Below are 12987 nucleotides of genomic sequence, written 5' to 3' on the forward strand. Positions count from 1 at the left end.
GTAGCGCCTCGTGGCGGGCAAACAACGCATCCAGGCTGCGTTGCCAGGCCGGCACATCCAGCGCGCCGTGCAGGTGCAGTGCCATCGGAATGTGGTACGTCGCACTTACGCCGTCCAGTTGGGCCAGAAGCCACAAGCGCCGTTGAGCAAAAGACAGCGGCAGGTGACCTTCGCGAGATACGATGGGTATGGATGAATCCCTCTTCTGCTTCCTCTGCAATCTGCGCTCTTTGGCTAGCGCAATGAGGTTCTCAACCTGCGATTTATCCAGGCCTTCAAGGGTAAAGTCAGAGGAAGTCATGATTCGTATCGCCCAATCAGTTTTTTGTGTCCATCAGCTCTTGAAGTTCATCGGCCTCGAACTCTTGAGAGATGGATGCAAGCAAAACCTGCTCCGCAAATGCAGACAGTTTGCTGTTGCCAAATAAAGTTGAAAGGTTCACCGTTATGTCGAACGCGTTTTCAACGTAATTGAGAAGACGCATGGCCAAAATCGAATGGCCACCCGATTCGAAAAAGTCGTCGTGCCGTCCGATTCGATCGACTCCAAGCAGCTCTTCCCAGATCGCAGCAAGCTCTTCCTCGACCTCCCCCTGGGGCGGCTCGTAGGCATGCAGCGCGTAGGCCTCGTGATCCGGCGCCGGAAATGCCCCGCGATCAAGCTTGCCGTTGGGCGTGAGCGGCAGCGTTGCCAGCGCCACAAACGCCGATGGCTGCATGTAGTCAGGAAGACGCGAACTCAAATACGCCCGCAACGAAGCGATCAATTTGCTCGCCTCGCTCCCAGCATCGTTCACCGTGACATAGGCCACCAGCCGCTTGTCGCCCGGCACGTCTTCGCGCGCCAGTACGACCGCTTCGCGCACCTGCGGATGCTCGGCCAGACGCGCTTCGATCTCGCCCAGTTCGATGCGGAAGCCGCGGATCTTCACCTGGTGGTCGTTACGGCCCAGGAATTCCAGGTTGCCATCGGGCAGGTATCGCGCCAGATCCCCGGTGCGGTACATCCGCGCATCGGCGTGCGGACTGTACGGGTCGTCGAGAAAGCGCTCGGCGGTGAGATCCGGACGGTTCAAATAACCGCGGGCGACACCTGCGCCCCCGATATAGAGCTCGCCGACGACACCCAATGGCACGGGCTGGCCATGAGCGTCCAGCAAATAGATCCGCGTGTTGGCAATGGGCCGCCCAATGCTTTCAGTGACGGGGCCGCCTCTTCGCATGCATGACCAGGTCGAATACGTGGTTGTTTCAGATGGTCCGTACAGATTGCAAATCTGCATAACCGATGTATTCGCGAAGATTTTTTCGGCCAACGCCGTCTTGAGCGGTTCGCCGGCCAAGTTGATCGTTCGCACGGCGGGCGGCACCGCTTCCACGTCAAGCAGAGCACCGATGGCGGAAGGTACCGTATTAATGAGGGAAACCTCGAGCGGTTTTTGCATCAGGGCCAATGCATTGTCGGCGAGGAAAATCGTGCCGCCCCAAGCAAGTGGGGCAAAGCATTCGTAAACGGACAGATCAAAGTTGATCGAGGTCGAAAAAAGCGTCTGCGCAAACTGCTTTGGCGCGAAAGCATCGCCGCTCCAATGCAGGAAATTGACTGCCTGGGCGTGCTCGATCATGACCCCCTTGGGCACGCCGGTAGAACCGGAGGTGTAGATGATGTAGGCCAGATGGCCGGCCTTTAGCCCAAGCGCCTCAGCATCCGGATCGACATCAGGCCGAGTCATCCACTCTGGCTGCCCGGCATCGGGATCGAACACCAGCAGAGATGCCAATGCTTCCTCGCCCAGCGCCTGGCGCCCGCGCGCATCGCCGAGCAGCAGGCGTGGCTGCGCATCGCGCAAGATCGAAGCAAGACGTTCGGATGGATAGGCCGGATCGAGCGGCACATAAGCTGCGCCTGCCTTGAGAACGGCAAGCAATCCCGCCACCATGGGGATACGTCGTTCCACACAGATCGCAATGCGATCATCCGGCTGAGTGCCTAGCGCAATCAGATGATGTGCAAGACGGTTCGCCTGCGCGTTGAGTTGCGCGTAAGTGAGCGAGCGATCCCCACATACGATGGCAACAGCCTCCGGGGTACTTTGCACCTGCCGCTCGAACAACTGATGCATGCAGCGGTCTTGCGGATAGGTAGCATCGGTTCGGTTCCAGGTCGTCAGCAACGAGCTGCGCTCTTCCGGCGGCAGTACGTCGAGTTGCCGTACCGGCGTGTGCGGCGCACTTTCCAACGCGTCGACGAGCTGCTCCAAGGCGCGGTGCACGAATCGGCATACGCGCGCAGCAGATACAGGCTGCACAATCTGTGCAATCAGGCCGAGGGCGTCACCGGAATCCTCCACGATTAACGTGAAGGGGTAGTTGGTGCGCTCCTCGAAACTGAGGCGCTCGATACCCTGACCTTGCCAGGACGTCTGTGCTGAAGGGGGAAGGCTGTTGTGGACATAGTTGAGCAAGGCACTGAATAGCGGCGCTGCCGCGGCAACACCGCTGCAGCGCTGCGCCAGCGCGAGCGACGCATGCTCGTGCCGCAGCAGTTCCGCCAGCCTGGCGTGCGTCGCGCGTACGCTGGCCACGACATCCGTGCCGTCCAGATCGAGCCGAAGCGGCAACGTATTGATGAACAGGCCCATGGCCTGATCCGCACCTTCGCCGCCGTGCATGCGCCCAAACAGCACGGTACCGAACACGACGGACTCCCGCCCGCTGGTCTTCGCCACGACCTGTCCCCAGGCCAGGTGACACAGGCTCGCCAGATTCACGCCCAACCGGCGTGCTTGCGTGCGCAATCGTCGATTCAGCGCTTCGGGCAGCTCGTAATGAGCTTCTTCGACACGGCTGCCATCGCGGCGCACTTCGCTTAAGCCGAAAGGCGTGGTGGGCTCGTCGATATCGGCAAGCATCCCGCGGAAGAAATGCACGTGCTCTGCCTGAGGCAAGCTGGAGCGTGCCTGGGCGATCAAATTGCGGAATGGCTGCGCCACGGGCAACGCATCGCCGCGTCCTGCGAGGAAGGCTTGGACTTCGGCAAGCAGGAATTCGGAGGTGGAATGGTCGCCAATCAAGTGATGCTGCAACTCCAGCAGCAACCAGCGCTCGTTCTCGGCGTCACGTGCCACGACGAGCTGCAACAGGGGTGCACGCGTGAGATCGATGCGATGCCGTCGAGGATCAAAACGACGAGCCAATTGCTCGTGGATGGGGCCGTCCTGCGGATCCAGCTCCACCGTGGTGACTGGGATCGTAGCTTGCTTCAGAACCACTTGTGCCGGCCTGGACAAGCCCTCCCAAACAATGCCCGTGCGCAGAATGTCGTGGCGATCGACGACGCGCTGAACCGCGGCGAGATAGCGGTCAAGCAAGGCACGATCGGCGAAGGCCATTTGACTGACCAACAGGTAAGGGTCGCCCTCGGTCGCCAGCACGTGATGAAACAGGATTCCTTCCTGCAAAGGCGACAGTGCGTAAACGTCTTGGATATTGGCGATGCCGCCCGGTACCCGAGCAACGATGCGATCAATATCGCCCTGGTTCAGTTCGATCAGCGGCAGCAAGTCCGGTGTGATGACCGTGCATTGAGGATCGATGCGATTGGCCGGCACGACTACCTCGCGATAGCTGCCCAGGGTGGCAGCCAGATCGCACAGAACCGGCATTGCGAAAAGCGCGCGAACCTCGGTACCCAGACCAAGGCGACGCAGTTGCGCCATGAGTTGTACTGCCAGCAGCGATTGCCCGCCAAGCTCGAAGAAATTGTCGTGCCGACCCACGCGGTCAATGCCGAGCAACTCCTCCCACAACCCTGCAAGCGTCTGTTCGATCTCACCCTGCGGTGGCTCATATGCGCGCAGCGCATAGGCGTCGCCACCTGGCGCCGGCAACGCCTTGCGATCAAGCTTTCCATTGGGCGTGAGTGGCAGGCTGGCCAACTGCACAAAAGCCGAGGGCACCATGTAATCGGGCAGGCGCGCACTCAGGTGAGCACGTAGCAAAGCCGCCAGCTCATCGGCAGGCGCCACGGTGGTGAGGTAGGCAACTAGCCGTTTATCACCGGGCACGTCTTCGCGAGCGATCACCACCGCCTCGCGGATGGATTCGTGCTCAGTCAGCCGGGCCTCGATTTCACCCAGCTCAATGCGGAAGCCGCGGATCTTGACCTGATGATCGTTGCGCCCGAGGAATTCCAGCCCCCCATCTGGCAGATAACGAGCCAGATCGCCGGTGCGATACATACGAGCACCGGAGCTGGCACTGAATGGATCGATGAGGAAGCGCTCTGCAGTGAGCTCCGGACGGTTCAGATACCCGCGCGCCACACCAGCCCCACCCACATAAAGCTCGCCGATTACACCTCGCGGCACCGGTTGCCCATAAGCGTCTAGCAGGTAAATGCGCAGGTCCGGAATGCGTCGACCAATCGGACTACCGGAGACCGTCACGTCTGCAGCGCGCAACGCTCGATAGGTTACGTGTACGGTGGTTTCAGTAATGCCATACATGTTGATCAGTTGCGGCGACTGATCGGACCGATTCGCATACCAATCCCTGAGAATCGAAGGCTCCAGTGCCTCGCCACCGAAAATCACATAGCGAAGACTATCCGCTCGTGCGCCGCGCGCTTGTACGTCGACGAATGCCCTGAACGCACTGGGCGTCTGATTGAGAACCGTGACGCCTTGCTCGCAAACCATGCCGTGGAATTCGTGCACGTTGCGAGCGACGTCGTGCGGCACGATGACCAGGCGACCGCCGCGATGCAACGCACCCCACAGCTCCCACACAGAGAAGTCGAAGGCGAACGAATGAAACAAGCACCACACATCGTGCTCGCTAAAACCGAACCAATGGTCCGTAGCGGCAAACAGGCGCACCACCTGAGCATGCTCCACCATAACGCCCTTGGGGGTTCCGGTGGAGCCGGAGGTATAAATGATGTACGCCAGATGACGTGAAGTAAGCGCAAGCGCCTTCGTATCAGGATCGACGTCGGGCCAGGTGGCCCACTGGGGCTGCTCCGCATCGATGTGAACTACGTGCAGGTTCGCGAGCGCGTCATCACCTAGGGCAGCGCACCCGGGCGCATCGCATAGCAACAGCGCTGGCTTGGCGTCACCCAGAATCAGCGAGAGGCGATCGGAAGAATAGATCGGATCGAGCGGGACATACGCCGCGCCAGACTTGAGGATGGCAAGCAACCCCACCACCAATTCGATACTGCGCTCCATGCAAATCGCAATGCGATCATCCGGCCGAACGCCCCGAGCAATCAGATAGTGCGCCAGGCGATTGGCTTGCACATTCAATTGCGCATAACTGAGCGACTGATCTCCGAACACCACGGCGATCGCATCGGGAACTCGCAACACCTGCTGCTCGAAAAGCTCGTGAATGCAAGGTTCCTGCCGAAGCGGCATCTCGGTCTGATTGTAGGCTTGCAGCAGTAAGTCGCGCTCGTCCTCAGCAAGCATATCTACGCGCCAAACCAGCACATTGGGATCGGCGACCATCGCGTGAAGCATGGTCAGCAGATACCCGAGATATCGCCCGATCGTCTCTACGTCGAACTGCGCGTCGGCATAGCGCAATGTCCCAACGATGCGGCCATCTTCCGTTTCACCAAGGCTCAGCTCCAGATCGACGTCGAGGTCATCCAACGACGTTGTCGCCAAATCGACACCACCCTCCAATGACTCGATCGTCCGCTCCTGATTGCCCTGCCAGTGGCACGCCACCCTGAACGACGATGATCGTTCAAGCTTCGGCGGTGACACAGTTTGCATCGCGTATTCAGCAGATGACTCTCGCTCAGGCTTTGAGACCAGTTTGAACTGGTGCAACTGCTCGAACAGATCGGCAATTGAAACCTCAGCGGAAACATCCCATTGCAAGGTCGCAGCATCGCCTGAGAATCCGGCAGCCAACTCGTCCTGATTCGATAAGCGCGCCAGCGTTGAAGTCCAACCGACAATGATTGCCGCGAACACGTACGTTCCGTGCTGCGCACTCAGGCAACTGAGTTTGCGTGCGAGCTCCTTGTTGATGTGTACGGGCAAGGCCGCGCGGACCGAAGCGCATTTCTCGTGCAGCGGCTTGCGAGACTGAAACGCCAGACTGCCCTTGCCCGACGTGATGCACGTATGCGATGGCAGCGCCATGGGTGCTCCTGAAGTAGGCTGAAATGTATCGAGGATGTCGTCAAAAGAGGGACTCCCGTAGGCAGGCCTCAGATGTGGCACGAGAATGCAAGCAATACGTCACCGCGCAGCGGCACACGTTGAATGCTCGCAACGTCGGAGAGATGACATTCGGAATGCGACGCGTGGTCGAGTGCGGGCTCGTTGAGATGGTGTACGGACTGATCACGCACAGCCATAACCGTATATCGTGAAACTTGTCACGCTTCCCCCTTACCGGGCGGCTTTCGCCATCGGCCCGTTTACGACCTAACGAATTTCGTATCGATAGATGGCTGACCCGCGTATCGGGATTCAGCTGCGCAAAGAGACGCCCCTCCCCAGGAGCAATGGCCCTTGCGCACGAGATGGCGCGTAGAAATTCGCGCAGCATCCCGCTGAGAAAATCACCTATGCGTCCTACGAGCTTTGCATGGCATCCTTATCCCTCAGGCGATATTTATATAATTTGCGCAATGGAGTTGGGCTGTCAATAGTGCAATCAAATCGGCAAAAAACGCAAAATAATTCGATGTGCACGTGACGAATTGACGCGCCACGCGCACATTAGTTGCAAAATCGATTGATTCACCACGCTTTCGAAAGCAGGCGCCTTTCGCATGGCACACCGCCAATGAAATGAAAGCCCGTGGCAATAATCGAAAGCCCGGTCACGCGATTGCCGCGCATAACGCCATCGGTGAAAGATCGGACGCACACAAAACACCGGCTTTTCCCAACGACCTGATCCAACGCGGCGTCCAGCATTGCAAGATCAATACCTTTCGCCACGCCGGAAGTCATTCGAAGTGGTGAACGTATGCTCTATCGCCAATCTGAATTTTCCCGCGTGCGTCGTGAGAAGAGCACAACGGTAGGCTTGGCGTACCTCTTGCCGCATTCCGCCAGCCTACCGCTTTTCGGTCCATTACCCGGGCTGAGAATTAATGAGTCAGCCTTGCTTGTGAAAAACCAGATGCCCATTTTCTGCACCTACCGCAATCGTGTCGCCCGATGCGAAACGTCCTTCCAGAATTTCCCTGGCCAATGGGTTTTCCAACTGCTGTTGAATCGCGCGCTTGAGCGGACGTGCGCCATACACAGGATCGAAGCCGACATTACCAAGCAGATCCAACGCCTTGTCATCGATCTCCAGCTTGAGCTGTCGTTCGGCTAGACGTTTTTCCAGATAAATGAGCTGGATCAGGGCAATCTTGCGGATCTGCTTCTTCTCCAGCGGACGGAACACCACCAGCTCATCGAGCCGGTTGATGAATTCCGGACGGAAGTGCGCCTGCACCACACCCAGCACCGAAGCCTTCATCTGCAGGTAATCCGCTTCGGAATCGCCGGCCTGTTCCTGGATCAGCTGCGAACCGAGATTGGAGGTCATCACGATGACGGTGTTGCGAAAATCCACTGTGCGCCCTTGTCCGTCCGTGAGGCGGCCGTCGTCCAGCACCTGCAGCAGGATGTTGAACACGTCCGGATGCGCCTTCTCCACTTCGTCCAGCAGGATTACGCTATAGGGACGACGACGCACCGCTTCGGTGAGATAGCCGCCTTCCTCGTAACCGACATAACCGGGCGGCGCGCCGATCAAGCGGCTCACGGAATGCTTTTCCATGAATTCGCTCATGTCGATGCGCACCATCGCATCCTGCGTGTCGAACAGGAACTCGGCCAGCGCCTTGCATAGTTCGGTCTTGCCCACGCCGGTCGGGCCTAGGAACAGGAACGAACCGTAGGGCCGATCGGGATCGGACAACCCCGCACGCGCACGGCGGATCGCATCGGACACGGCACGCACCGCTTCGTCCTGGCCGACCACGCGCTTGTGCAACGCTTCTTCCATGTGCAACAACTTCTCGCGCTCGCCTTCCAGCATCTTGCTGACCGGAATGCCGGTCCAGCGCGATACCACTTCGGCGATCTCCTCCTCGGTGACGCGATCCTGCACCAGCTTGAAATCCTGTTGCTCAGCAGCCTGCGCAGCGGCAAGCTGCTTTTCCAATTCCGGCAGTTTGCCATACTGGATTTCGCTCATCTTGGCGTAATCCTGGCGGCGTTGCGCGGATTCCAGCTCCTGCCGCGCCTGCTCGATCTGCTCCTTGATCTTGGTCGCGCCTTGCAGGGCGGCCTTTTCGGATTTCCAGATTTCGTTGAGGTCGGAAAATTCGCGTTCCAGCTTGCCGATGTCGGCATCCAGGTCGGCCAGGCGCTTTTTGGAAGCGTCGTCGGTTTCCTTTTTGAGCATTTCGCGCTGGATCTTCAACTGGATCAGGCGGCGTTCCAGGCGGTCGAGCTCTTCGGGCTTGGAATCGATTTCCATGCGAATGCGCGAAGCGGCCTCATCCATCAGGTCGATGGCCTTGTCCGGCAACTGGCGGTCGGGAATGTAGCGGTTGGACAGCGTCGCGGCGGCAACGAGCGCGGGATCGGTGATTTCCACGCCGTGATGCACGGCATAGCGCTCTTTCAGGCCGCGCAGGATGGCGATGGTGTCTTCCACGCTCGGCTCGCCCACGAACACCTTCTGGAAGCGGCGTTCCAGCGCGGCATCTTTTTCGATGTATTTGCGGTATTCGTCCAGTGTGGTCGCGCCGATGCAATGCAATTCGCCGCGCGCCAACGCAGGCTTGAGCATGTTGCCCGCATCCATCGCGCCGTCGGCCTTGCCAGCGCCGACCATGGTGTGCAGCTCGTCGATGAACAGGATGATCTGGCCTTCGTTCTTGGCCAAATCATTGAGCACCGCTTTCAGGCGTTCTTCGAATTCGCCGCGGAATCTCGCGCCGGCGATCAGCGCGCCCATGTCCAGCGCCAACACGCGGCGGTCACGCAGGCCTTCGGGCACTTCGCCTTTCACGATGCGCTGGGCGAGGCCTTCGACAATCGCGGTCTTGCCCACGCCAGGCTCGCCGATCAGCACCGGATTGTTCTTGGTGCGCCGCTGCAGCACCTGGATCGTGCGGCGAATTTCTTCGTCGCGGCCGATCACCGGGTCCAGCTTGCCGCTCTCGGCACGCGCGGTGAGATCGACGCAATATTTCTCCAGCGCCTGGCGCTGTTCTTCCGCGTTTTCGCTCTGCACTTTCTCGCCGCCGCGCAGTTTTTCGATGGCAGCCTCGAGGTTGGGCTTGGTGGCACCGGTCGCCTTCAGGGCCGCGCCGAGTTCGCCCTTGTCTTCCAGCGCCGCCAGCACGAACAGTTCGCTGGCAATGAACTGGTCGCCACGCTGCTGCGCGAGTTTGTCGGTCAGGTTAAGCAGCCGGGTCAGATCGTTGCCGGCGTGGATATTGCCTTCCTGTCCGCTGACCCTGGGCAGTCGATCGAGCCATTCGCCAAGACGCTGTCGCAATGCCGGTACGTTGACGTGGGCCTGAGTCAGCAGCGGCGCGGTGGAGCCGCCCTGTTGATCGAGCAACGCCACCATGACGTGTGCCGGTTCGAGCATGTTGTTGTCGCGTCCCACCGCCAATGACTGCGCATCGGCCAATGCCTGCTGGAAACGCGAGGTGAGTTTGTCCATTCGCATCTGAGGTATCCCCAAGGTGTTTGGCGGACACGCCGCCACTGCACGCAGAGATGCGGACAGCGCGGGGCGATTCAAGCACGCTCAAGCATCGCACCCGGCGCTCGCTTCAGCCAGCGGAAAGCCGGGGATTGGGAGAAGCGTTTTGCGCACCCAGGCCCTGATACAAGCTCATTGCTACATCGACGGTTCAACCGGCAGAACACGAGTCTTGCCTCGGTCCACAGGTTCCCCGTTCTCTGCGTTAATCCGTCCAGATCAGGCTGGCGAAGCGGCCGCTGCGCGCGCCTTCGCGCCGGTAGGAATAGAAGCGTGCATCGGCGTGGGTATCGAAGCCGCCACCGTGGATGCTGGTTACACCCGCAGCCCGCAGGCGTTGCCGCGCCAAGCTGGCCAGATCGCACAACCAATGCCCCGGGCGCGTGGCTTCAAACGCTTCGGCAGCCGCCGCATCATGGACAACGAAGGCTTTGCGCACTTCTTCGCCTACTTCATACGAAGGGCCGCCGATGCACGGTCCAAGCCAGGCCATCAGGCTGGCCGGCGGCCGCTGCATCTGCTCCACCGTATCTTCCAGCACCCCGGCGGCCAGCCCTCGCCATCCCGCATGCGCCGCACCGATCGTGCTGCCGTCCTGGCTGCAGAACAGAACCGGCAAGCAATCGGCGGTGAGGATGACGAGCACCGTTCCAGGCAGGTGCGATACCGCGGCATCCGCCTCCGGTTCCTCAGGGCTGGGCAAAGGGCCGAGGTCCGCCACGGCCGTGCCGTGGACCTGGCGCAACCAGCGCGGCTCGGCGGGCAGACCCAGCGACTGGCGCAAAGCGCTTCGATTGCTGTGCACGGTCCGCACATCTTCGCCGCTGCGCGATCCGAGATTGAAACGCTCGAACGGGGGCTGCGACACACCCGGGCCGTCACGCGTGGTAACCGCCGCGTGTACGCGCCCTGGCGCGGGCCAGTCGGGGAAAATCCAGGCGTCGTTCATCGACTGCACTTCAATAGGTATCCGGACCGTTGGCAGCCAGGTCGTCGCGCAAAGTGGCTACCAGCGACTCCACATCCTCCGGCCGTTTCGCTTCGAAGGCCAAGGTCTCGCCGGTCGCCGGGTGCTCGAAGGACAAGCGCTCGGCGTGCAGCGCCTGGCGACGGAAGCCGCGCAGGCCGGCAACCAGTTCCGGCGTCGCGCGCCTGGGCAATTTCAACCCGCCGCCATAAAGCGGATCGCCGACCAGCGGATGGCCGATGTGCGCCAGATGCACGCGGATCTGATGGGTACGCCCGGTTTCAAGGTTGCACTGGATCAGGGTGTGTGCGCGGAAGCGTTCGCGCAGGCGATAGTGGGTGACGGCGTGCTTGCCATCCTCTTCATCGCGCACGGCCTGGCGCAGCCGATCGCCGATGTGGCGGCCGATCGGCGCATCCACCGTGCCGCCGGCGATCAGGGTACCGAGCACCACGGCTTCGTACTGCCGCTCTACTTCGTGCTCGGACAGCATCTCCACCAGCGCCGTATGGGTGGGCAGGGTCTTGGCGACCACCATCAGGCCGGAGGTGTCCTTGTCCAGCCGGTGCACGATGCCGCCGCGCGGCAATTCGGCCAGCTTCGGATCGTGGAACAGCAAGGCGTTCAAGACCGTACCGGCCGGGTTGCCGGCACCCGGGTGGACCACCAGGCCGGCCGGCTTGTTCAGCACCAGCAGGTGTTCGTCCTCGTGGACGATGTCCAGGGCAATATCTTCGGGGGCACTGGTGACCTCGGCCTCCAGCTCTGCCTCCAGGCGCACCTGCTCGCCGCCACGCAACAAGTACCTGGGCGCCGCCACGGCGCCATTCAGAGTGATCGCGCCGGCCTTCACCCAGGCGGTGAGGCGGGAACGGGAATACTCCGGGAACATCTCGGCCAGGGCCTGGTCGAATCTCCGACCTGCGGCCGCCAGGGGGACGACTGCCTCGTGACGAACAATGGTCACTTGCGATCCCCCGGCTGGGAGCCGGTTTCGGCTATGATCCCTTTTCGCTCAAACATCTGAACCTCTTACTCATGCGCGTAACCAAGCTGCCGGTCGCTCCGACATCTGCCCTTAAAGTATTGATGGTGCTCGTTCTGGCCTTCACGATGAGCGCCTGCTCGTGGTTCGGGCACAGGGGCGATCCGCTCGATACCTTGCCACTGCCGCTGCTTTACGCCAGGGCTCACAACGATCTGGTCCATTCCGATTACTCGGCGGCCGAGAAAGCTTACCAGCGCTTGATCGCCCGTTTCCCGTCCGGCCCATTCAACGAGCAGTCCCAACTGGAACTGGCTTACGCCCAGTACAAGAACAACAAGCCGGATGACGCCTATTCCACCGTCAACCGCTTCATCAAGGCCAATCCGCTCAATCCACACGTGGATTATGCCTATTACCTGCGCGGCCTGATCAACTTCGACCGTACGACCGGCGTATTCGACCGCGCTTTCGGCGGCAGCGAGATGAATGCGCAGTCGCGCCGCGACCAGGGCTACAACCTGAAGGCCTTCGACGATTTCTCCGAGCTCAGCCGCCGGTTCCCGGATAGCGCCTATGCCGCGGATGCCCGCCAGCGCATGATCTACCTGCGCAACGTGCTGGCCCAGTTCGAAATCAACGTGGCCAAGTTCTACCTGCGCAACAAGGCCTATATCGCCTCGGCCGATCGCGCGCAGTACGTGATCGAGCATTACCAGGAATCGCCGCAGGCGGGCGACGCGCTGGCGATCATGTGCCGCAGCTACCTCGCACTCAACCAGAAGCAGCAGGCCGACCAGGTACGCCAGGTACTGGCGCAGAACTACCCGGATCACCCCTACCTGAAAGATCCGAAGTGGCCGCATTCGCCGTCGATCATTCGCAAGATGATTCCGTTCTCGGGTCATTACTGAGCGAGCGGAATTCGCTATCAAAAAAGCCGGCACCCTCGAGGCCGCCGGCTTTTTTTGTGGGCTGAGGCAGGCTGGGTTACGTCCGGTGTACGGACTGGGGACATGGGTAACGCCTGTTCGGAGACATGGGTAACACATGTAAAGGCGAGTTTAGCGCGGTAAACGCAAGTCGATGTGTTGAACGGTGCGATGCATGAACAGCACATCCATCAGGCCATCGGCAGGCGATGGCCTGATGGCCACCGGCAGCCCCACCAACCCTTCGCTCACAAAGATCGTGCGGCCGCGATACACGATCTGGCCGTTGCGCCGAACCTTCAACACGTGCACGCCTTGGTCGTAGAGGATCGGTGACAGACGGGCAG

General features: G+C 60.5%; 6 protein-coding genes and 1 pseudogene. 1 reads left to right on the forward strand and 6 read right to left on the reverse strand.

All coding sequences use genetic code 11. The features are described from left to right. The 5 genes from ISS99_RS00135 to rluD form a co-directional block, all read right to left on the reverse strand. The coding region (locus ISS99_RS00135; protein ID WP_204629535.1) for a condensation domain-containing protein at window positions 1–301 on the reverse strand (301 nt) is incomplete at its 3' end. A 16-nt stretch (window positions 302–317) separates the two neighbouring features. After that, on the reverse strand, window positions 318–6164 hold the full coding sequence (locus ISS99_RS00140; protein WP_204629536.1) for a non-ribosomal peptide synthetase: 5847 nt from the start codon (window positions 6162–6164) through the stop codon (window positions 318–320). Between the two features lie 970 nt (window positions 6165–7134). Then, the gene (clpB, locus tag ISS99_RS00145; protein WP_204629537.1) at window positions 7135–9720 is read right to left on the reverse strand and encodes an ATP-dependent chaperone ClpB; all 2586 of its coding nucleotides are present in this window, start codon (window positions 9718–9720) and stop codon (window positions 7135–7137) included. Between the two features lie 241 nt (window positions 9721–9961). Next, the gene (gene pgeF / locus ISS99_RS00150) at window positions 9962–10705 is read right to left on the reverse strand and encodes a peptidoglycan editing factor PgeF (RefSeq protein WP_204629538.1); all 744 of its coding nucleotides are present in this window, start codon (window positions 10703–10705) and stop codon (window positions 9962–9964) included. A 10-nt stretch (window positions 10706–10715) separates the two neighbouring features. After that, window positions 10716–11690: a 23S rRNA pseudouridine(1911/1915/1917) synthase RluD gene (gene rluD / locus ISS99_RS00155; RefSeq protein WP_204629539.1), complete on the reverse strand. Its 975-nt coding sequence runs from the start codon at window positions 11688–11690 to the stop codon at window positions 10716–10718. Window positions 11691–11761: 71 nt separating this feature from the next. Between rluD and ISS99_RS00160 the strand changes: the two genes are divergently transcribed. Then, window positions 11762–12622, forward strand: a complete 861-nt coding sequence (locus ISS99_RS00160) for an outer membrane protein assembly factor BamD (protein WP_204629540.1) — start codon at window positions 11762–11764, stop codon at window positions 12620–12622. Between the two features lie 150 nt (window positions 12623–12772). Here the strand turns inward: ISS99_RS00160 and ISS99_RS00165 are convergent. Then, a pseudogene (locus tag ISS99_RS00165) lies at window positions 12773–12987 on the reverse strand (IS481 family transposase); the annotation flags it as partial.

Source organism: Dyella mobilis (genome assembly GCF_016904945.1).
Classification (GTDB): Bacteria; Pseudomonadota; Gammaproteobacteria; order Xanthomonadales; family Rhodanobacteraceae; genus Dyella_B; species Dyella_B mobilis.